The sequence below is a fragment of the Phenylobacterium sp. T106 genome, from assembly GCF_057219735.1.
The window spans coordinates 503,754-522,460 of sequence record NZ_JBXVWA010000001.1 but is presented as its reverse complement, the minus strand read 5'-3'; the positions used below and the strand labels follow the sequence as shown (position 1 = coordinate 522,460).

Genomic DNA, 18,707 nt, shown 5'->3' with positions numbered 1-18,707 from the left:
TTTCCTCAGATCCCGGCGCCGTTGTCGATGGCCCGCAGCGCCTCTTCGTGCGCCTGCGCCTCCGCCTCGATCCAGCCGATGAAGGCCTTCACCTGCGGGAGCCGTCCCTTGGCCTTGGGGTGCACCAGATAGTACGCGAAGTCGACCGCCGTGGCGATCTGCAGGGGCGCCACCAGCCGGCCGGCGTCCAGGTCGGCCTTGGCGAGGGTGCGCTTGGCCAGGGCCACGCCGCGCCCGTTGGCCGCGGCCTCGATGACCAGGCTGGACTGGTTGAAGCGGGGGCCCCGGTGTCCGTCGATGCCGCGCAGGCCGCGCGCCGCCAGCCACATGGGCCAGTCGGGGCAGGAATCGTCGATCTCGGGCGAGCCGTCGTGCAACAGCACGTGGTTGGCGAGGTCCTCGGGCGTATCGAGCGGGATCTCCCTGATCAGCTCCGGGCTCACCACCGGGATGACCGCCTCGCTGACCAGGCGGCGCACCTCCAGTCCCGGATAGCGCCCGCCGCCGTAGCGCAGCGCCAGGTCCACTTCGCCGGCGTTGAGGTCCACCAGGTCCATGCCGGCGTTCAGCCAGACGTCCACCTGCGGATGGGCGCGCTCGAAGGCGCCAAGGCGCGGCGCGAGCCACTTGGCGGCGAAGGACGGCGGGGCGGTGATCGTCAGCCTGCGGCCGTCCACGGCGGCGGTGAGCAGGGAAGCGGCTTCCGCCAGCCGGTCGAACGCCTCGCGAAGGGCGGGCAGGGCGGTCTGGGCCGCGTCCGTCAGCAGCAGCCCCTTCGGCGTACGCTTGAAGAGCGCCGCTCCGACATAGTCCTCGAGGTTCTGGATCTGCTGGCTCACGGCGCCCGGCGTGACCGAGAGCTCGTCGGCCGCGCGGCTGAAGTTGAGGTGCCGGGCGGCCGCCTCGAACGCCCGCAGCGCGTTCAGCGGCGGCAGGCGTCGACGCTGTGTGTTCCGCTGATCCATCCCGTCGCCGCCTAGAATTCCTGAACGCCCCGGCAGAAGTCCTTGGGTTGCGAAGTGGCCTCTCGACGCACTTATTGCAAGCGTCCGCCGCTGTATCGGCCCTTTTCAGCGGTGGGCGGTCGGCGGGGCGGGCGTCAGTCCGTCCCGTCGTGTTTGTAGGGTCGCCGCGTCGTTAGAGAAGCTAAATGGGCCAAGGCCGCGAACACGAGAAGCGAAGCGACCGCCTGGTGGTCCTCGGGGGGCGCGGAGCCCGCCGTCCCGGCCGCGTGGCGCTGGTGGGCGCGGGTCCCGGCGATCCCGAACTCCTGACGATCAAGGCCCTGAAGGCGCTGCAGGCGGCCGAGGTGGTGGTCCACGACGGCCTGGTGACCGACGAGATCCTGGACCTGGCGCCGGCCTCCGCGCGCCGGATCAGCGTCGCCAAGCGCAAGTCGCGCCACGCCTACAGCCAGGACGAGATCAACCGTATGCTGGTGGCCTTCGCGCTCGAAGGCCTCGAGGTCGTGCGCCTCAAGGGCGGCGACCCGTTCATCTTCGGCCGCGGGGGCGAGGAGCTGGAGGCCTGCCGCGAGGCCGGCGTCGAGTGCATCGTCGTCCCCGGGGTCACGGCGGCGCTCGCGGCGGCGGCCGGAGCCGGGGCCCCGCTGACCCATCGCGGCTCGGCCCAGGCGGTCACCTTCGTCACCGGGCACGCCAAGGCGGGCGGCGAACCCGATCTCGACTGGGAAAGCCTCGCGCGGGCGAACCAGACCGTCGTCGTCTACATGGGCGTGTCCATGGCCCCGGCGATCGCGGCGCGCCTGCTCGCCGCCGGGCGCGACGGCGCGACCCCGGCCCTGGTCGTCGAGAACGCCAGCCGCCCCGACGAGCGGCGGTTCACCACCACGCTGGCCGGCCTGCCCGACACGGCGGAAGCCGTGCGCGGACCGGCGCTGCTGATCGTCGGCGAGGCCATGGCGCTTGCCCGTCCGGGTGAAGCCTCGCCGCGCCTCGAAACCCTGCTTCGGGAGGCCCGCGCATGAAGGCGCTCACCGCCAATCGCCTGACCGACGGCGAGGTCGTGTTCTGGAAGGACGGCGCGTGGGTCGAGCGCTTCGCCGACGCCCAGCTCTGGTCCGACGACGACGCCCAGGCCGTGGAGGCCGAGGCGCAGGGCAAGAGCCAGGGCACGACCGTGGTCGACGTCTACCTGATCGACCTCGTGGAGTCCGAGGGCCTCTGGGCGCCGCTGAGCTACCGCGAACGCATCCGGGCGCTGGGCCCGACCAACCATCCGCACCATGGCAAGCAGGCCGAGGGCGGGGCGGTGATCGAGGCGCTGCAGCACGCCAGCGGCGCGGCGCGCTCGACCGGCCGCGTCAACCTGATCAAGCGGAAGTAGGGCCGCCATGTACCAGTACGACACCATCGACAAGGAGATGCTGGCCGACCGGTCCGCCGAGTTCCGCGGCCAGGTCGCACGCCGGCTGTCGGGCGAGCTGACCGAGGACCAGTTCAAGCGCCTGCGCCTGATGAACGGCCTCTACCTGCAGCTCCATGCCTACATGCTGCGGGTGGCCATTCCGTACGGCTCGCTGAATCCGACCCAGCTTCGCAAGCTGGCCTGGATCGGGCGCACCTACGACAAGGGCTACGGCCACTTCACCACGCGCACGAACCTCCAGTTCCACTGGATCAAGCTGAAGGACGCCCCCGACATCCTGGACCACCTGGCCAGCGTGGACATGCACGCCATCCAGACGTCGGGGAACTGCATCCGCAACACCACCACCGACCCCTACGCCGGGGCCACGGCCGAGGAGGTGGACGATCCGCGGGTGTGGGCCGAGGCGATCCGCCAGTGGTCCACCTTCCACCCGGAATTCACGTTCCTGCCGCGCAAGTTCAAGATCGCCATCACCGCCGCGCCGAAGGACCGCACGGCGGCCCGGGTGCACGACATCGGCCTGGTGCTGAAGCGGGCGCGCGACGGCGCCCTGGGCTTCGAGGTGATCGTCGGCGGCGGCATGGGCCGCACGCCGCACATCGGGCCGACGATCCGCGAGTTCCTGCCGGTGAACCGGCTGCTCTCGTACCTCGAGGCGATCCTGCGCGTGTACAATCGCCACGGACGCCGGGACAACATCTACAAGGCCCGGATCAAGATCCTCGTGGCGGCGCTCGGCAAGGACGAGTTCGCCCGGCAGGTCGAGGCCGAGTGGGCCAAGATCGGCGAGGCGGTCGACCTTCCCGACACCGAGCTCGCCCGCATCCGCGGGGCCTTCGCGCCCCTGGGCTTCGAGACCCTGCCCGAGCGCTCCGAGGCGTTCGAGACCGCCAAGGCCTCGACGCCCGCCTTCGCCCGCTTCGCCCGCAACAACGTCAAGCCGCACAAGAAGTCCGGCTATGGCATCGTCGAGATCAGCCTGAAGGCGATCGGCGAGACGCCCGGCGACGCGACGTCCGACCAGATGGACGTGGTGGCCGACCTGGCCGAGCGCTTCGGCCAGGGCGACATCCGGGTCACGCACGAGCAGAACCTGGTGCTGCCGCATGTGAAGCTGGACGACCTGCCGGCGGTGTGGGCGGGCCTCGAGGCCGCCGGCCTCGCGACCCCGAACATCAACCTGGTCAGCGACATCATCGCCTGCCCGGGCCTGGACTACTGCGCCCTGGCCAACGCCCGCGCGATCCCGATCGCCCAGCACATCGCCGAGAAGTTCCGCGATCAGGACCGCGCCGAGCAGGTCGGCGAGCTGAAGATCAAGATCAGCGGCTGCATCAACGCCTGCGGCCACCACCATGTGGGCCACATCGGCATCCTGGGCGTCGATAAGAAGGGCGAGGAGTTCTACCAGCTCACCCTCGGCGGCTCGGGCGCCGAGGACGCGGCGGTCGGCTCGATGCTCGGCCCGGCGCTGCCCTACGAGAAGGTGGCGGACGCGGTGGACACCCTCGTCGACGTCTACCTGCGCGAGCGCAAGGACGGCGAGCGGTTCCTGGACACCTTCCGGCGCACGGGCGTCGCGCCCTTCAAGGAGGCCGTCTATGCCGACGCTCATTGAGATCCGCGACGGCGTGGCGAAGACCGTCGCCGACGCCTTCACCCACGTGGCCGACGACGAGGACATGGCCACCGGCGACGTGATCCTGTCGCTGGCCCGCTTCCAGTCGGACGGCGACCGGCTGCTCTCCGAGGGGCGGCGGCTGGGCGTGCGGCTGAAGAGCGACGAGCAGGTCGAGGCGCTGGCCTACGACCTTCCGCGCCTCACCCTGGTGGCGCTGGAGTTCCCGAAGCATCTGGATGGCCGCGCCTACTCCAACGCGCGCCTGCTTCGCGAACGCTTCGGATTCAAGGGCGAGGTCCGCGCGGTCGGCGACGTGCTGCGCGAGCAGGCGCCGTGGATGATCCGCGTCGGGTTCGACGCCTACGAGCCGGCCGACGGCTCCAGCGCCAACGAATGGCAGGCGGCGGCGCGGCGCTATCGCCATGCCTACCAGCGGGCCGCCGACGACCGGCCCGTCGCGTTCGAGGAGCGTGCGTGATGAGTTTGGCCTACGACGATTTCGACGCCAGCGGCGCGACCGCGCTTCGGCTCGACGCCGAGCTGCGGCGGGCGCACCCACGGACGGTCCTCGAGGCCGCGGTCGAGAGCTTCGGCGACCGGCTGGCGCTGGTCTCCTCGTTCGGCGCGGAGTCGGCCGTCCTTCTGGACATCGCCGCCAAGGTGAAGCCGGACATCGCGGTGCTGTTCCTCGACACGGGGATGCTGTTCGGCCAGACGCTGGACTACCGCAAGACCCTCGCCGAGCGCCTGGGCCTGACGAATGTCCGCGACCTGCGCCCCCAGTACCAGGACCTCGCCACCGGCGATCCCCAGGCGAAGCTCTGGCAGACCGACACCGACGCCTGCTGCCACATCCGCAAGGTCCTGCCGCTCGACCGGGCGCTGGGCGAGTTCGACGCCTGGATCACGGGCCGCAAGCGTTTCCATGGCGGCGACCGCCTGAACCTGCCGGTGGTCGAGCACGCCGACGGCAAGGTGAAGTTCAATCCCCTGGCCAACTGGGGGAAGGCGGACCTCGACGCCTACGCGGCCGCCCACGATCTGCCCCCCCATCCGCTGGTGGCCCAGGGCTTCCCCTCGATCGGCTGCTGGCCGTGCACCTCGCCCGCGGAAGAGGGCGAGGACGTCCGCGCCGGCCGCTGGAAGGGGATGGACAAGACCGAGTGCGGCATCCATGTGGCCCGTGCGCCGGGGACGCCCAACAACGTCGGCGGCGACATCTAGGCAGTATCAGGAATGAACGACGTGACCCTCGCCCCGCCGGCGCCCGCCGCCGCGATCAAGGCCTCGGCCGCCTTCTATGTGGAGACGGTGACCTGGGTTCAGCACTGGACCGACACCCTGTTCTCGTTCCGCACGACCCGCGACCCGGGCCTGCGCTTCGCGAGCGGCCAGTTCGTGATGGTCGGGCTGATGCTGGAAACCGGCAAGCCCCTGGTGCGGGCCTACTCCATCGCCTCGCCGTCCTGGCACGAGGAGCTCGAGTTCTACTCGATCAAGGTGCCCGACGGTCCGCTCACCTCGCGGCTGCAGCACCTGAAGGTCGGCGACCAGGTGCTCATCGGCCGCAAGCCCACCGGCACCCTGGTGCTGGACGGTCTGAAGCCCGGCAAGCGGCTCTACATGCTGGGCACCGGCACCGGGCTGGCGCCCTGGCTGTCGCTCGCCCGCGAGCCCGAGGTCTATGAGCGGTTCGACGACGTCATCGTCACCCACACGGTGCGCGAGGTGGCCGACCTGAACTACCGCGAGCTCTTCGAGCGCGACCTGCCCAACGACGAGATCCTGGGCGAGATCATCGGCAGCAAGCTGAAATACTACCCGACCGTCACGCGCGAAGAGTTCAAGACCCGCGGCCGGATCACCGATCTCATCGAGAGCGGCCAGATGTTCCGCGACCTGGGCCTGCCGCCCTTCGATCCCGCCGTCGACCGGGTCATGCTGTGCGGCGGACCGTCGGTGCTGGTCGACCTGAAGCAGCAGCTGCTGGATCGCGGCTACGTGGAAGGCTCGATCTCGCAGCCCGGCGACTTCGTGCTCGAGCGCGCGTTCGTCGAGACCTAGCGGCCGCGCCGCGCGCCGCGGCGGCCTCTAGGCCGAGTGGGCGAGGACGAACGCCGCGCGGTCCTCGACGCTGGCCTTCGGAACGATCACCGGCGCGTAGCCGAGCTCGGGCAGCGTGCGCACGATCCGCTCGAACACGGCCTCCATCTCCGACCAGTCCTGCCGGCGCTCCGCGTCCGGCGCGTAGATCTCGCGCCACGGCGGGAAGACGAACACGCGGCTGTTGTACCGACGCGAGGCCAGCGCCTCCAGCAGGGCCGGGGAGGGCGGCGCGCCGTTCGCGCCGTGCATGTCCATCAGGCCCCGGTCGAAGAAGACCCGCCGCGTCTCGTGCGCGAGGCTGTCGAAGGTGGCGATGTCGCGCGTGGTGGTCAGGTCGCAGCAGGCGGCCGGGTCGATCCACGGCACGGCCTGTCCTCCGGCGGCGACCTGTTCCCGGATCACCGCGCGGATGTTCTCGGCCGCCACCAGCTCCCCACGCGCGCGCAGGTGCTCGATCAGCGTGGTCTTGCCCGTGCCGCCGCCGCCGGTGAAGACGTGGAAGTTGGACTTTTCGATCAAGCTGAGTTGCCTTTCGCGCACCGGCCTAGCCTTTGCGCTCCCCCCTAGCGAGCGTCCCGGCGAATGCCGGGATCCAGATGGGAAGGGGCGGGCGCAAGAAGGGGAGGCTCGGAGCCCTTCCAAGCCGGCCTCAGAACCTGTGATCTGGGTCCCGGCATTCGCCGGGATGCTCGGTAGGTCTGGGGGCTTGGCCGCCGCGCCTCAGCGCGGGGGGCAGCCGTCGAACTTGCCGACCTTGACCGCCGTCAGCGTGGACAGGTTCAGCTTCTGCATCGGCTGCATCGAGGCCTTGCCGTGGCCGGTGTAGAGGTCGATGCGCTGGCCCTTGATCGCGCCGCCGACGTCGGAGGCGTACCAGTAGCCGTCGTGCGGCTTCCCGTCGGGCATCTTCAGGCCCACGGTCTCCTTGATGAAGATCACCGTGCGGCGCGGAATGATGTTCTTGTCGACCGCGATGGTCCGCATCGGGACGACACGGCATCCCAGCGAGTCGAGCGCGCCCACGCCCTTGGCGCCGGCGTGATAGAGCGTGGCCTTGACGTTGAACACGCCGGTTCCGGGCAGGGCGCCCGAAATCATCGAGGTGAGCAGGTCGCCCACGGGATCGTTGTTCGCGGCTTGCGCGTTGGACGCGATACCGATGGCGGAAATGACTGCCAGGGCGGCGAGGCGGCGTCGCATTGACGGCGTCTCCTTCGTCGTTGAACTGGTGGCCGGAGTCCTACCGGCTGAGGTCGCCCGGGGCAACCCCCGATGGCCGTCTTGCCGCATGCTGTGAGTTTTCCTTACACCCCGGGGCAAGCCTCCTTGCTTGCCGCCCGAGGGAAATCGGCCCAAGGCAGCGCTTCGCATCAGGAGGGCAGGTCGTGAAAATCTACGGGGACAGCAAGTCCGGAAACTGCCTGAAGGTGAAGTGGACGGCCGATTTCGTGGGCCGCGCCTACACCTGGATCGAGACCGATATCATGGTGGGCGAGTCCCGCACGGAGGCCTTCCTGGCGATGAATCCGGCGGGGCAGGTGCCGGCCGTGGTCCTCGACGACGGCCGCCCGCTGGCGCAGTCGAACGCCATCATCCTGCACCTGGCCGAGGGCTCGTCGCTTATTCCCGCCGACGCCTACGATCGCGCCCGGATGCTCGAGTGGATGTTCTGGGAGCAGTACAGCCACGAGCCCTACGTCGCCGTCGCCCGCTTCCAGGTGAAGTACCTCGGCAAGCCCGTGGCCGAGCTGGAGAGCCGGATCGTCGAGCGCGCCGCCCAGGCGCTGGCCCGGCTGGAGCTGGGGCTCCAAAGCTCGTCGTTCCTGGTGGGCGAGACCCCGACGCTCGCGGACGTGGCGCTCGTCGCCTACACCCGCTGGGCGCATGAAGGCGGCTTCGACCTGGCCGGCTACCCGGCGGTGCGCGGCTGGGTGGCCCGCGTCGAGCACGCCCTGCGCATCCGCGACTAAGCGTGTACTCATAAGCTGGAAGCAGGTGGAAGCGCCCTAAACGGACCTCGTGAAGGTCAGAGATGGGTGGGTTGCGGACGTAGCACTCCATTCCCCCCGTCATCCCGGGCGGAGCGCTCGCCAGAGCGCGGAGACCCGGGACCCAGCCCCGCCGCCTGGCAAGCTGCGCCAGGAAAGGCGACGCGCATGCGAGCTTGACCTAGCCTCGCGCCATGGTCGGCCGAGACCCCCTCATCGCGGTCTACATCCTGGCGAGCGGGCGCAACGGGACGCTCTACACGGGCGTGACCAGCACCCTCGTCACCCGCATCCGACAGCACAAGCTCGGGACCTTCGAGGCTTCTCCAAGACCCACGGCTGCAGGCGGCTCGTCTGGTACGAGGTTCATGCGGTGATGGGCGAGGCGATCCGGCGCGAGAAGCAGATCAAGCGCTGGCGACGGGACTGGAAGCTCCAGCTGATCGAGGCGCAGAACCCGGACTGGCGCGACCTGTCCGACGCGTGGTTCGAGGCGCCCGAGGGGCCGCTGTCGTGGATGCAGTCGTAGGAGCCGCGTTGGAGGCTGTGCGGCTGGGTCCCGGGTCTTCGCGCTCTGGCGAGCGCTGCGCCCGGGATCACGGAGGTTGGGGCGCAGGCGTCGATGTCCGTAACGGGTCGAACGCGGCCTCTGGGGGCTCCGCCGGGAGCAGACCGTCAGCAACGGTGGATTGCGGGCGCCTTACCTCCCCCGCGAAGCGGCGGGAGGGGGACCGCCCGCCGAAGCCGGCGCGAGCCGGCTGGAGAGCGGGGGGTGGAGGGGGCGAGCCTCGACCGCTGAGCGAGATACAGCCTGAACGGTCGCCCCTGCCAGCGGCTCGCCCCCTCCACCACTCGCTCTTCGGCTGCGCCTCGGCGAGCGGTCCCCCTCCCGCCGTCGCTGCCGCGACGGGGGAGGCAAGGCGGTCATCGCTCAAGCGGCGACAAGCGGACCTCAGCGGGCGCTATGAGTAACACGACCTAGAGCGCGTTCCGCGCTCGAGCCGTTGGTTTGGAGCCTCGTTGTCCCGTCCAGAGGCTCGAGGCGCTTGCGCCTGTCACGCGCTCACGCGAAACGGAGGGCATGAAACACCTCCTCGCGCCGGCCGTGGCCGCGCTCGCCCTCGCGCTCCCCGGCTCGCTGCTCGCCTGGGGCAACACCGGCCACCGCATGCTGGGCGAGCTGGCCATGCGCGCCCTGCCGGCCGAGGTCCCGGCCTTCCTGCGCACCCCCCAGGCCGCCCGCGACGTCGGCGAGTTCTCGCGCGAGCCGGACCGGTCCAAGGGCTCGGGCCGCATGCATGGCCATGACCGCGACGCCGCCCACTTCATCGACCTCGACCCCGAGGGCCGGCTGCTCGGCGGACCGCCCATGCTGCCGCTCGCGCCCACGCGCGCCGAGTTCGAGACCCAGCTCCGGGCCGCCAGTCTCGACCAGTGGAAGACCGGCTATCTGCCCTACGCCCTCATCGACCGCTGGCAGCAGCTCACCACCGACCTCGCCTACTGGCGCGTGCTGGACGCCGCGGAGAAGAACCCGAAGTGGGCCAGGAACCGCGTCTGGTTCCGGCAGGATCGCCTCCGCCGCGAGGCCCTCATCCTGCAGACGCTGGGCGAGCTCTCCCACTTCGTCGGCGACGGCAGCCAGCCCCTGCACGTGACCGACAGCTACAACGGCTGGAGCGGCCCGAACCCGAAGGGCTACACCACCGCCAAGATCCACGGGCCGTTCGAGAGCGACTTCGTGCAGGCCAATGTGAAGGCCTCGGACGTCGCCGGGCGCATGACGCCCCTGCGCCTCTGTAACTGCCCGTTCGAGCAGCGCGTCGGCGAGTACCTCGTCGCCACGGGCCGGCAGGTCGTGCCCTTCTACGAGCTGGAGAAGGCGGGCGGCCTCGCGCCGGGCGACCGTCGGGGCGTGGCCTTCGCGTCCGCGCGCCTGGCGGTGGGCGCCTCGGAGCTGCGCGACGTGATCGTCGAGGCCTGGCGCGCCAGCGAGAACCGACAGGTGGGCTGGAAGCCGGTCGCGGTCCGCGACGTCCTGGCCGGCAAGGTCGATCCCTATCTCGCCCTGTACGGCATCGACTGATGTCGGGCCCCCAGTTCGGCGAGCCGCCGGCCGGCTACACGCCCGCCGACCGGCCGGCCGCCTTCTGCGTCATCGAGCGCGACGGGCTCGTCGCGCTCGTGGAGGTGGCCTGGGAGGGCCGGGGCCTCCTGCTGCACCTCCCGGGCGGCGGCCTGGATGAGGGCGAGGACGAGGCGGCCGCGGCCGTGCGCGAGTGCGGGGAGGAGGCGGGCCTCGCGGTGACGCTGGAGCCGGCGCCGTTCCTCCGCGCGGACCACTACTTCCTGCACCACGACGGCGTGGTCCGAAACACGCGCGGCGCCTTCTTCGCCGGCCGTGTGGCCGCGGAAGACCCCGCCCTGAAGACCGAGGCCGACCATCGGCTGGTGTGGATGGCGCCGCACGAGGCGGTGGTCCGGCTGGAACGCGAGGCGCATGCCTGGGCTGTCGCCGCCTGGCTGCGATTGCGCGCGCGCGCCCCAGGGTCTAGCAGCGCGCCATGACGGCGAGAATCATCGAAGGGCTGCCGGTGGCCGAGCGCATCCGCGCCGAGGTCACGGCCGAGGTGGCGCGGCTGCGCGCCGAACATGGGCTGCAGCCGGGCCTGGCGGTGGTCCTGGTGGGCGACGACCCGGCCTCGCAGGCCTATGTGAAGTCCAAGGGCGAGCAGAGCCTCGCCGCCGGCATGCACTCGGTCACCCACCGGCTGCCGGCCGATACGCGCCAGGACGAGCTGATCCGCCTGGTGGCCGACCTGAACGCCGATCCGCTGATCCACGGCATCCTGGTGCAGCTGCCCCTGCCGTCGCACCTGGACGAGAAGCCCATCATCTCCGCCATCGACCCCGACAAGGACGTGGACGGCCTGCACGTCGTGAACGCGGGCCGTCTGACCGTGGGCGAGCCGGCCCTGACGGCCTGCACGCCGGTCGGCTGCATGGTGCTGATCCGCGACACCCTGGGCGACGTGGCGGGCAAGCACGCGGTCGTGGTGGGCCGTTCGCGGCTGGTGGGCAAGCCGATCGCCCAGCTTCTCCTGGCGGCCGACTGCACGGTCACCATGGCCCACTCCAAGACGCAGGACCTGGCGGCGGTGTGCCGCAGCGCCGACATCCTCGTGGCCGCCGTCGGCCGGCCGCGCATGATCCGCGGCGACTGGATCAAGCCCGGCGCCACCGTCATCGACGTCGGCATCAACCGGGTGCCGTTCGACAACCCCGAGCAGGCGGCCCTGGGCAAGACGAAGCTGGTGGGCGATGTCCACTACAAGGAGGCGCTCGAGGTCGCGGGCGCGATCACGCCGGTTCCCAAGGGGGTGGGGCCGATGACGGTGGCGATGCTCCTGCAGAACACCGTCACCGCCGCGAAGCGGATCGCCGGCGTCGACTGACCGACCTGATCGGGGCCGCGGCCGGCTCAGGGCAGCCGTGTCTTGTAGGCCTCCCGCGCGGCCATAAAGGTCTCGAAGGGGAACTTGACCGGCACGCCTTCGAGGGCGGCGGCCAGCATGTCCAGGTGAGCCTCCCAGCCCGCGCAGCTCCGCGCCACGTCATCCCCCTCGGGCAGCCGGAGCACGAGCGTCAGGCGGCAGCCGTCTAGCAGCGCGCTCAGGGTCCAGGTCATCCGCCGCGTGGGCTCGTCCGGGCCGCTCCAGGAGTATTCGAGCAGGTGGTCGGGCTCGTAGAGGGTCACCTCGGAGTCGATCACGATGCCGCTGTCCACGAAGTCCAGGCGCGCCCGGCCGCCGATCCTGGGCTCGATGGTTCCCGGGGCGAGCCATTCCGGCAGCCGGGCCGCGTCGGTCAGCATGCGCCAGACCTCCTGCGGCGTATGGTCGAAGTCGCGCGTGAACTCGCAGCGGAAGCCGCTGTCAGCCCTAGTGATCCGCGCCAGGTCCTGTTCCGCGATGTCCATGCGCCACCTCCGTCTTCGGGAGCTTGGCGGCGCGATGGGCGTGCGCCTTGACGCGGCTCAAACCGGCTGGGCCTGGGCGTTCGTCCAGGCCACCACCTCGCGCAGCAGCTCGGCCACCGCGCGGTCGTAGGCCACCACGATCGCCGTCACCCGGTTGTCCGCGGCGGGAACGCGCTTCTCGAAGATCTGCTCGCGCACCATCTCACGGTCGGTCCCCCGCGTGATCGCGGCGCGGACGCGGACGATGACCGTCGGCGCGGCCTTGGGCCCTGCCGTGTAGTGGGTCTCGAAGTTCCGCACGTCCAGGCGCAGGACATAGGCGGCCGAGGCCGGCTCGCCGCGCGACAGGATCCGCACCGGGCCCGGGTCGGCGTCGAACGCCGCCAGCACCGCCTCGTCCCACAACACCGCAGCCGGTGCGACCCAGCGCGTCTCGGCGACATAGGCCGCCTTGCCGTTGGTGATCGTGAGCAACCGGTCGCCCGCGGCCTCGCGCTGGAAGGTGGCGCTCGCCCGCAGCACGCCCACCGAGCCCTGGGGCGCGGTGACGGCCTCGGGGGCCAGCGGCTGGCCGAAGCGGTAGAGGTGCGCCGGCTTCGACTTGGGCAGCAGCGACACGCAGCCGCCGAGGGTCAGGGCGGTGACGGCGAGGGCGGCCGCCGCCGGCGCGAGGGTCCTTCTGCGGATCATTGGGGCACCTTCACCTCTTGCGCCGCACCCTTGCCGAGCGCGCCGGTCGGGCTGGACTGGATGTCGTTGACCAGCCGCTCGAGGGACTCCGCGGCGGTCTGGAGCTGGATCAGGGCGGCCGTCGCCTGCGGCAGGCCGTTGGTGGCGAACTCGGTCGTCGGTCCCTGGAGGCGGGCGATCATGGCGCGAGCGTCCCGCGCCGCGGCCGAAGCCTCCTCAGCGGCGTCGGCGACGTTGGAGATCGCGCGCTTGCCGTCGCCCTCCACGAGCCCGCGCGTGGACGCCGACAGCTTGGCGATCTCGTCCGCCGCGGTGTCGATCCGCTGCACCGCGCTCTGCAGGTCGGCGATGATCGCCTTGCGCTCGCGCAGTTCGGCGGTGAAGGCCTGGGTGTCCGACAGGGCCGCCGAGAACGTCTTGATGTTCTGGTCGGACAGCACGCGGTTCACCCGGTCCAGCGCCTCGATAGTGCGCGTCAGCACCGTGCCGCCGCCCTCGAGCAGGTCCGAGATGGCCGAGCGTTGGCTCTTCAGCACCGGGATGCACTCCTCGCCGATGCGCCGCCGCCGGGTCTCGCACTCGGCCTCGGCGTTGTCCTTGAGAAGCTGGCGCGTGCCGGTCCCCGAGGTGATCTGGACGTAGTTGAGGCCGGTGATCCCCTGGGGCTCCAGGGTGGCGTAGCTGTCGACGCGGATCGGCACGTCCTCGGTGACGCGGACTCGCGCGATGACGTTGCGCGGGTTGGTCTGGTCCAGCGCGATCCGGACGACCTCGCCCACCTTGATGCCGTTGAAGTGGACCTCGCCGCCTTCGTTGAGGCCCCGCACCGGTCCCTGGAAGACGACGTCGTAGAGGTCGTACTCGGCGTTGATGCGCAGGCGGGCCAGCCAGACGATGAACACCGCCAGGGCCGCCGTCAGGATCAGCGTCGAGAGGCCCACGAGGGCGTAGTTGGCGTTTCTTTCCATCAGGCGTCAGCTCCAGCTCGGGCCTGGCGCGCGGCGCGGCCGCGGGGCCCGAGGAAGTACTCGCGGATCCAGGGATGGTCCGAGGCTTCCAGCTCGCGCACCGGCGCGTTGGCCACCACGTGCTTGTCGGCCAGGACGGCGACGCGGTCCGTGATCTCGTAGAGGGAATCGAGGTCGTGGGTGATCATGAAGACGGTCAGGTCCAGGCTGGCCGCCAGGTCGGCGATCAGTTCGTCGAACGCCGCCGCGCCGACGGGATCGAGACCGGACGTGGGCTCGTCGAGGAACAGCAGCTCGGGGTCCAGCGCCAGCGCCCGCGCCAGCCCGGCCCGCTTCTTCATGCCGCCCGAGAGTTCCGCCGGTTTCAGGGCTCCGGCCTCGGGCCGCAGCCCCACCATGGCGATCTTCACGTCGGCCAGTTCGTAGGCCTCCCGGCGCGACATGGCGGTGTGTTCGAACATCGGCGCCGCGACGTTCTCGCGCACGGTGAGGTTGGAGAACAGCGCGCCGCCCTGGAAGAGGACTCCCCAGCTCCGCTCCAGCTCGCTCCACGCGCTCTCGTTGGCGCGGCGCAGCTCCTGGCCGAACACCCGGATGCTGCCCGCGGCCGGCTGCTGCAGGCCGATGATGCTGTTGAGCAGCACCGACTTGCCGGTCCCCGACCCGCCGACCACCCCCAGCACCTCGCCGCGCGGGACGACCAGGTCGAGGTTGTCGTGGACCACATGGTCGCCGAACGCCGTGCGCAGCCCGCGCACCTCGATGGCCGGAGCGTCGTCGTCGAGGATCGGCCCGTCGCCCGGCCCGCTCACAGGTCGAGCTCCATGTAGATCAGGGCGAACGCCGCATCGAGCAGGATGATGGCGAAGATCGCATGCACCACCGCGGCGGTCACCCGCCGGCCGAGGGACTCCACGTCGCCGCCCGTGAGCAGCCCCTGCCGGCAGCCGATGCCCGCGACCACCGCGGCCATCACCGGCGCCTTCGAGAGCGCGATGTAGAAGTGGTTCACGCCCACGCTGTCGACGATGCGCTGCAGGAAGAACGTCGGCCCCAGGCCCAGCGTCGTCCAGCTCACCATCAGGCCGCCGAGCAGGCCCGCCAGCGTGGCCACGAAGGTCAGCAGCGGGATCGTCAGGATCAGGGCGATGAAGCGGGGCAGGACCAGGGCCTCGAACGGGTCGACCCCCATGACGCGCATGGCGTCCACCTCCTGCTGCATCTTCATCGAGCCCAGCTCCGCGGCGAACGCCGAGGCCGAGCGCCCCGCGAGCAGCACCGCCGTGATGACGATGTTGAACTCCCGAAGCACCGCCACGCCGACGAGTTCCACGACGAACACCTCGGCGCCGAACTGGCGCAGCATGTTCACCCCGATCAGGCCGACCACCGCGCCGATGAAGAACGTCGTGATGGCCACGATCGGGATGGCGTCGAGCCCGGCGCGCTCCATCTGCGAGAAGATCGGCGCCCAGCGGATCCGGTGCGGGCGCACGAAGAGATTGAGGAACGTGCGGAACGAGACCACCAGCAGCCGACCGAGGAACCCCATGGTCGACAGGAACTCGTGCTGCAGGTCGATCACGCCCTTGCCGATGCGGATCGTCAGGTTGTGGAAGCCCTGGGGCTCCCGGCGGATCACCGGCTTCACCTGGACCGCCTTGTCCACCAGCTCCAGCAGGCGCTGCATCTCGGGACGGCCGCGGACCCGCTCGGGCGAATAGCCCTCGCCGACGGCCTTGGTGATCGCGTACGCGCCCGCGGTGTCCATGCGGCGGACCCGGGTCAGGTCCACATCGACGCCGCGACCGCCCGTCGCCTTCGCCAGCGCCTGCCCGGCGTCGCCCAGCTGCGCCGTGGTCCAGTCGCCGCTGAGAATCGCCGTGGGGCGATCCGTCGCGGAGTCCATCTCGAATGCGGCGGGTTGCTGCATGGGGTCTTGTCCCGGCGTCTGGCGCGGCTGTCCAGCTCTGCGTTCGGGATCGTCCTCCCTGGTGAACGTCGCCCGGGGCTCCGGGTCGAGGCCCAACGTGCATATGGCGAAGGTTGTTCCGCCCTCAATTGCGGCGCAAGGCTGGGGCTACGGTCAAGCTCGGCCTAGATTTGGTCCAAGTCACTTCGGAAAGGGACCCCGGGGGCGCTTGTCGCGTTTGTGTTGGATGGAGGCTCCGTGACCCGCCAGATCGATCTCGCCGGGGCGTCCGGCACGCGTTACCGCTACACGCCGATGGACGAGAACCGCTTCCTGCCGCCGGCGGGGGCGAACTACGTCATCGCCGAACTCACCGACGACGGCGCCACGGTCGTCTACGCCGGCGAGACCGACAACCTCGCCAGCCAGACGTGGCGTTCGGATCTCGAGCGCGCCCGCCGCAAGTACGCCGCGGCCACGGTGCTCACGCGCCTGAACGTCACCCGCGCCGTGCGCGAGGCCGAGCGGCGCGACCTCATCGACGCGTACCACCCGCCGCTCAACGGCGCCTGACGGCTGGGTCCGGCCTTCCCTGGGAGGGCCGGCGGGCCATCCCGCACGATCGCGCCGTGATGCTGGCGCGTCCCGGCCGGCCTGGGCCATAGTCCTGACCAACTCGGCCGCGAGTTTCCCGCCCCATGGCATCCGAACCGGACGACAACCCCTTCGTGCGCAACAGCGCCTGGCCGAAGATGCCCCAGGCGCCCTTCCGCGTGGGGCCGTTGCCCAAGGCCCCGGCGACCGCGCCGGCAAGGCCGGGCCCGGGGGCCGACGTCGCGCCGCAGGCGGAAGGCGAGGGGGCGCCGCCCCCGCCGGCCCCGGCCGAGCCGCGGAAGATCACGCCCGTGTTCGCCCGTCCGACCGGCGGCGGCGCGCCGGCCTTCTCGGGCATGCCCATGGCGGCGCCCCTTGCGCGCGCCCCGGTCCAGGCCCCGCCGCCGCCGCTGGAGCCGGCGCCGGCGCCCGTGCCGCACAGCGCCGAGTCGCCCAGACTCGCGCCCGAAGCCGTCGCGCCCGAACCCCTCCCGCCCAAAGCGCCCGCGCCCGAACCGCTGGCGGAGGCGCCCATGGTCGCGCCGCCGCTTCGCGCCGGCGTCGCCCGCAAGGCTCCATCGCGGCTGCCGGCCCTCGCCGCGGCGTTGGTCGTGGCGGCGGGCCTGAGCGGCCTCGGCTACGTCCTCACGCGGTCGGACGACGCCGCGCCCGCCGCCCCGTCCGCTGTCGAGGTCGCCGCCGCCCCGGCCCCGGCGCAGCCCGCCCAGCCCGCCCAGCTCGCGCAGTCCGCCCCGCCGGCCGAAGCCGCCGCGCCGTCCCCGCCGCCGCCCTCGCTCGCCGCACCCGTCGCGGCGCCGACGGCGTCCTCGACCCGGCCGCCGCCTGCGCCGCGCGCCCCGTCCGGGGTCGCGATCTCGAGGCCCGCGCCGTCCCGCGACGCCGCCGACGCGGCCGAGGAGGCGATCACGGCGCCCGTCATCGCCCTGCCGCCGCCGCCGCGCGTCGAGCCCGAGCCCGCGCCCCAACTGCCGGCCTACCGCCCGCCGCCGCCGCCGGATCCCGGCGCGCCGATGACGACCACGCGTCCCTACTGACCCCTTTCGCCGCGCGCCGCTTGCCCCGGCGGGCGCGGTCGTGGTCACTTCGCGGCGGACCGGGGAGGGGACCGCTTGACCGAGGGAGCGCTGGCCCTTCTGGGCTTCGCCATGGTGGCGACGTTCATGACGCTGATCATGACGGGCCGCCTGGCGCCGCTGGTCGCCCTAATCCTCGTCCCGGTCGCGTTCGGCCTCTTCGCGGGACACGGCCTCGACCTGGGCGCCATGGCGCTGGAAGGCGTCACCCGCATCGCGCCCACGGGCGTGATGATCATGTTCGCAATCCTCTACTTCGGCCTGATGATCGACGCGGGGCTGTTCGATCCCGTCGTGCGCCGCGTGCTGGCGGTCGTGCACGGCGATCCGGTCCGGGTGGTGGTCGGAACGGTGGTGCTGGCGGTGCTGGTCTCGCTCGATGGCGACGGCTCGACCACCTACATGGTCACCGTCGCGGCGCTCCTGCCGCTCTATGTCCGCATGGGCCTCGATCCGCGGATCATGGCCTGCCTGATCATGCTCTCCAGCGGCGTGCTGAACCTCACCCCCTGGGGCGGCCCCACCGCGCGCGCCGCCGCGGCGCTGCAGGTGGACGCCGGCGCCATCTTCCGCCCGATGATCCCGGCCATGGGCGTCGCGGTGCTGTGGCTGCTGGCGCTGGCCTGGTTCTACGGCCGGCGCGAGCGTCGCCGCCTGGGCGTCCTGGCCCTGGCTCCCGCGGGCCCCGATCCCGGCGTCACGGTCTCGTCCGACCCGCAAGCCCGCCGGCCGCGGCTCCTCGCCGTGAACGCCGCCCTGACGGCGGCGCTGCTGGCGGCCCTGGTCGCCGGAGTCGTGCCCCTGCCGGCGCTCTTCATGGCCGGCTTCGCCGTCGCCAGCCTGGTGAACTACCCGCGCCCGGCGGACCTGCGCGCGCGCATCGCCGCCCATGCCCCGAACGTCATCGCCATGGCCGGCCTGATCTTCGCCGCCGGGGTGTTCACGGGCGTCCTCGCCGGCACGGGCATGGTCGAGGCGATGCCCAGGAGCCTGCTGGCGCTGATCCCGCCCGCCATGGGCCCCTACATGGCCTCCATCACCGCGGCGCTCAGCCTGCCGATGACCTTCTTCATCTCCAACGACGCCTTCTACTTCGGCGTGCTGCCGGTGCTGGCCGAGGCGGGGGCGAGCTACGGCGTCGACAAGGCCGCCATCGGCAGCGCCTCGCTGGTGGGCCAGCCCTTCCATCTGCTGAGCCCGCTCGTGCCCTCGACCTACCTTCTGGTGAGCCTGGCCGGCGTCGAGTTCGGCGAGCACCAGAAGTTCACCCTGCCCTGGGCCGTCGCGACCTGCGCCGTGCTGGCGCTGGCCGCCATGGCGGGCGGCGTCTTTCCGTTCCGCGCCTGACGGCGTCCGCGGGCCAC

The 18,707-nt window shown here is 71.5% G+C and carries 23 protein-coding genes; 15 read left to right on the top strand and 8 right to left on the bottom strand.

Annotation, left to right across the window (positions count from 1 at the left end):
- Window positions 1–5: 5 nt before the first annotated feature.
- Complete coding sequence (gene gcvA / locus AC2D8W_RS02525; protein ID WP_293482188.1) at window positions 6–965, bottom strand: transcriptional regulator GcvA; 960 nt, start codon at window positions 963–965, stop codon at window positions 6–8.
- 185 nt (window positions 966–1,150) lie between these two features.
- Here gcvA and cobA point away from each other — a divergent pair, with 185 nt between their 5' ends.
- The 6 genes from cobA to AC2D8W_RS02495 are packed head-to-tail and all read left to right on the top strand — an operon-like array spanning window position 1,151 to window position 6,076.
- Window positions 1,151–1,987, top strand: coding sequence for a uroporphyrinogen-III C-methyltransferase (gene cobA / locus AC2D8W_RS02520; RefSeq protein ID WP_484670183.1), 837 nt, complete (start codon window positions 1,151–1,153; stop codon window positions 1,985–1,987).
- Window positions 1,984–2,346, top strand: a complete 363-nt coding sequence (locus AC2D8W_RS02515) for a DUF2849 domain-containing protein (protein ID WP_293482190.1) — start codon at window positions 1,984–1,986, stop codon at window positions 2,344–2,346. Before cobA ends, AC2D8W_RS02515 begins: the two co-directional genes overlap by 4 nt.
- A gap of 7 nt (window positions 2,347–2,353) precedes the next feature.
- A complete protein-coding gene (locus tag AC2D8W_RS02510; protein ID WP_484670182.1) occupies window positions 2,354–4,009 on the top strand; it encodes a nitrite/sulfite reductase in 1,656 nt (551 codons plus the stop codon).
- Window positions 3,993–4,490 (top strand): DUF934 domain-containing protein, encoded by a 498-nt coding sequence (locus tag AC2D8W_RS02505; protein ID WP_293482192.1) that lies wholly within the window; start codon window positions 3,993–3,995, stop codon window positions 4,488–4,490. Before AC2D8W_RS02510 ends, AC2D8W_RS02505 begins: the two co-directional genes overlap by 17 nt.
- Window positions 4,490–5,236 carry a phosphoadenylyl-sulfate reductase gene (locus tag AC2D8W_RS02500; RefSeq protein ID WP_293482193.1) on the top strand — a complete coding sequence of 249 codons (747 nt, stop codon included), beginning with the start codon at window positions 4,490–4,492 and terminating at the stop codon, window positions 5,234–5,236. Before AC2D8W_RS02505 ends, AC2D8W_RS02500 begins: the two co-directional genes overlap by 1 nt.
- Before the next feature lie 12 nt (window positions 5,237–5,248).
- Window positions 5,249–6,076 (top strand): ferredoxin--NADP reductase, encoded by an 828-nt coding sequence (locus AC2D8W_RS02495; protein ID WP_484670181.1) that lies wholly within the window; start codon window positions 5,249–5,251, stop codon window positions 6,074–6,076.
- A gap of 27 nt (window positions 6,077–6,103) precedes the next feature.
- Here AC2D8W_RS02495 and AC2D8W_RS02490 read toward each other — a convergent pair whose 3' ends face one another.
- Both AC2D8W_RS02490 and AC2D8W_RS02485 read right to left on the bottom strand, forming a co-directional pair.
- Window positions 6,104–6,637, bottom strand: coding sequence for an AAA family ATPase (locus tag AC2D8W_RS02490; RefSeq protein ID WP_484670180.1), 534 nt, complete (start codon window positions 6,635–6,637; stop codon window positions 6,104–6,106).
- Between the two features lie 201 nt (window positions 6,638–6,838).
- On the bottom strand, window positions 6,839–7,318 hold the full coding sequence (locus AC2D8W_RS02485) for a 3D domain-containing protein (protein ID WP_293482196.1): 480 nt from the start codon (window positions 7,316–7,318) through the stop codon (window positions 6,839–6,841).
- Window positions 7,319–7,503: 185 nt separating this feature from the next.
- On the opposite strand from AC2D8W_RS02485, the gene AC2D8W_RS02480 reads away from it, so the two are divergent.
- From AC2D8W_RS02480 to folD, 6 genes are all read left to right on the top strand, one after another.
- Window positions 7,504–8,088, top strand: a complete 585-nt coding sequence (locus AC2D8W_RS02480; RefSeq protein ID WP_484670179.1) for a glutathione S-transferase family protein — start codon at window positions 7,504–7,506, stop codon at window positions 8,086–8,088.
- A 212-nt stretch (window positions 8,089–8,300) separates the two neighbouring features.
- Window positions 8,301–8,483, top strand: coding sequence for a GIY-YIG nuclease family protein (locus AC2D8W_RS02475; protein WP_484670178.1), 183 nt, complete (start codon window positions 8,301–8,303; stop codon window positions 8,481–8,483).
- On the top strand, window positions 8,483–8,635 hold the full coding sequence (locus AC2D8W_RS02470; RefSeq protein ID WP_484670177.1) for a GIY-YIG nuclease family protein: 153 nt from the start codon (window positions 8,483–8,485) through the stop codon (window positions 8,633–8,635). Before AC2D8W_RS02475 ends, AC2D8W_RS02470 begins: the two co-directional genes overlap by 1 nt.
- 552 nt (window positions 8,636–9,187) lie before the next feature.
- Window positions 9,188–10,192 carry a phospholipase C/P1 nuclease family protein gene (locus AC2D8W_RS02465; RefSeq protein WP_484670176.1) on the top strand — a complete coding sequence of 335 codons (1,005 nt, stop codon included), beginning with the start codon at window positions 9,188–9,190 and terminating at the stop codon, window positions 10,190–10,192.
- Window positions 10,192–10,674, top strand: coding sequence for an NUDIX domain-containing protein (locus AC2D8W_RS02460; protein ID WP_484670175.1), 483 nt, complete (start codon window positions 10,192–10,194; stop codon window positions 10,672–10,674). Before AC2D8W_RS02465 ends, AC2D8W_RS02460 begins: the two co-directional genes overlap by 1 nt.
- Window positions 10,671–11,561, top strand: a complete 891-nt coding sequence (folD, locus tag AC2D8W_RS02455; RefSeq protein ID WP_484670174.1) for a bifunctional methylenetetrahydrofolate dehydrogenase/methenyltetrahydrofolate cyclohydrolase FolD — start codon at window positions 10,671–10,673, stop codon at window positions 11,559–11,561. The genes AC2D8W_RS02460 and folD overlap by 4 nt, the downstream gene beginning before the upstream one ends.
- Before the next feature lie 26 nt (window positions 11,562–11,587).
- On the opposite strand, the gene AC2D8W_RS02450 is transcribed toward folD, so the two are convergent.
- Genes AC2D8W_RS02450 through AC2D8W_RS02430 form a run of 5 tightly spaced genes read right to left on the bottom strand, consistent with a single transcriptional unit; the run spans window position 11,588 to window position 15,676 of the window.
- Entirely contained in the window at window positions 11,588–12,085 is a 498-nt protein-coding gene (locus AC2D8W_RS02450; RefSeq protein WP_484670173.1) for an SRPBCC family protein, read from the bottom strand.
- 57 nt (window positions 12,086–12,142) lie between these two features.
- Window positions 12,143–12,775, bottom strand: a complete 633-nt coding sequence (locus AC2D8W_RS02445) for an ABC-type transport auxiliary lipoprotein family protein (protein ID WP_484670172.1) — start codon at window positions 12,773–12,775, stop codon at window positions 12,143–12,145.
- Complete coding sequence (locus tag AC2D8W_RS02440; protein WP_293482203.1) at window positions 12,772–13,743, bottom strand: MlaD family protein; 972 nt, start codon at window positions 13,741–13,743, stop codon at window positions 12,772–12,774. Before AC2D8W_RS02440 ends, AC2D8W_RS02445 begins: the two co-directional genes overlap by 4 nt.
- Complete coding sequence (locus AC2D8W_RS02435; protein WP_293482204.1) at window positions 13,743–14,555, bottom strand: ABC transporter ATP-binding protein; 813 nt, start codon at window positions 14,553–14,555, stop codon at window positions 13,743–13,745. The genes AC2D8W_RS02440 and AC2D8W_RS02435 overlap by 1 nt, the downstream gene beginning before the upstream one ends.
- Window positions 14,552–15,676 (bottom strand): MlaE family ABC transporter permease, encoded by a 1,125-nt coding sequence (locus tag AC2D8W_RS02430; protein WP_293482205.1) that lies wholly within the window; start codon window positions 15,674–15,676, stop codon window positions 14,552–14,554. Before AC2D8W_RS02430 ends, AC2D8W_RS02435 begins: the two co-directional genes overlap by 4 nt.
- 237 nt (window positions 15,677–15,913) lie before the next feature.
- Between AC2D8W_RS02430 and AC2D8W_RS02425 the strand changes: the two genes are divergently transcribed.
- The 3 genes from AC2D8W_RS02425 (at window position 15,914) to AC2D8W_RS02415 (ending at window position 18,690) form a co-directional block, all read left to right on the top strand.
- The gene (locus tag AC2D8W_RS02425) at window positions 15,914–16,228 is read left to right on the top strand and encodes a hypothetical protein (protein ID WP_293482206.1); all 315 of its coding nucleotides are present in this window, start codon (window positions 15,914–15,916) and stop codon (window positions 16,226–16,228) included.
- 125 nt (window positions 16,229–16,353) lie between these two features.
- Entirely contained in the window at window positions 16,354–17,304 is a 951-nt protein-coding gene (locus AC2D8W_RS02420) for a hypothetical protein (RefSeq protein WP_484670171.1), read from the top strand.
- Window positions 17,305–17,379: 75 nt separating this feature from the next.
- Window positions 17,380–18,690, top strand: coding sequence for a CitMHS family transporter (locus AC2D8W_RS02415; protein ID WP_484670170.1), 1,311 nt, complete (start codon window positions 17,380–17,382; stop codon window positions 18,688–18,690).
- Window positions 18,691–18,707 lie beyond the last annotated feature (17 nt).

What these genes read in the sequence shown, in the direction of transcription:
- gcvA (WP_293482188.1), bottom strand. Translation starts at nt 965, where the DNA reads ATGGATCAGCGGAACACACAGCGTCGACGCCTGCCGCCGCTGAACGCG.
- cobA (WP_484670183.1), top strand. Translation starts at nt 1,151, where the DNA reads ATGGGCCAAGGCCGCGAACACGAGAAGCGAAGCGACCGCCTGGTGGTC.
- AC2D8W_RS02515 (WP_293482190.1), top strand. Translation starts at nt 1,984, where the DNA reads ATGAAGGCGCTCACCGCCAATCGCCTGACCGACGGCGAGGTCGTGTTC.
- AC2D8W_RS02510 (WP_484670182.1), top strand. Translation starts at nt 2,354, where the DNA reads ATGTACCAGTACGACACCATCGACAAGGAGATGCTGGCCGACCGGTCC.
- AC2D8W_RS02505 (WP_293482192.1), top strand. Translation starts at nt 3,993, where the DNA reads ATGCCGACGCTCATTGAGATCCGCGACGGCGTGGCGAAGACCGTCGCC.
- AC2D8W_RS02500 (WP_293482193.1), top strand. Translation starts at nt 4,490, where the DNA reads ATGAGTTTGGCCTACGACGATTTCGACGCCAGCGGCGCGACCGCGCTT.
- AC2D8W_RS02495 (WP_484670181.1), top strand. Translation starts at nt 5,249, where the DNA reads ATGAACGACGTGACCCTCGCCCCGCCGGCGCCCGCCGCCGCGATCAAG.
- AC2D8W_RS02485 (WP_293482196.1), bottom strand. Translation starts at nt 7,318, where the DNA reads ATGCGACGCCGCCTCGCCGCCCTGGCAGTCATTTCCGCCATCGGTATC.
- AC2D8W_RS02475 (WP_484670178.1), top strand. Translation starts at nt 8,301, where the DNA reads ATGGTCGGCCGAGACCCCCTCATCGCGGTCTACATCCTGGCGAGCGGG.
- AC2D8W_RS02470 (WP_484670177.1), top strand. Translation starts at nt 8,483, where the DNA reads ATGGGCGAGGCGATCCGGCGCGAGAAGCAGATCAAGCGCTGGCGACGG.
- AC2D8W_RS02465 (WP_484670176.1), top strand. Translation starts at nt 9,188, where the DNA reads ATGAAACACCTCCTCGCGCCGGCCGTGGCCGCGCTCGCCCTCGCGCTC.
- AC2D8W_RS02460 (WP_484670175.1), top strand. Translation starts at nt 10,192, where the DNA reads ATGTCGGGCCCCCAGTTCGGCGAGCCGCCGGCCGGCTACACGCCCGCC.
- folD (WP_484670174.1), top strand. Translation starts at nt 10,671, where the DNA reads ATGACGGCGAGAATCATCGAAGGGCTGCCGGTGGCCGAGCGCATCCGC.
- AC2D8W_RS02450 (WP_484670173.1), bottom strand. Translation starts at nt 12,085, where the DNA reads ATGGACATCGCGGAACAGGACCTGGCGCGGATCACTAGGGCTGACAGC.
- AC2D8W_RS02445 (WP_484670172.1), bottom strand. Translation starts at nt 12,775, where the DNA reads ATGATCCGCAGAAGGACCCTCGCGCCGGCGGCGGCCGCCCTCGCCGTC.
- AC2D8W_RS02440 (WP_293482203.1), bottom strand. Translation starts at nt 13,743, where the DNA reads ATGGAAAGAAACGCCAACTACGCCCTCGTGGGCCTCTCGACGCTGATC.
- AC2D8W_RS02430 (WP_293482205.1), bottom strand. Translation starts at nt 15,676, where the DNA reads ATGCAGCAACCCGCCGCATTCGAGATGGACTCCGCGACGGATCGCCCC.
- AC2D8W_RS02420 (WP_484670171.1), top strand. Translation starts at nt 16,354, where the DNA reads ATGGCATCCGAACCGGACGACAACCCCTTCGTGCGCAACAGCGCCTGG.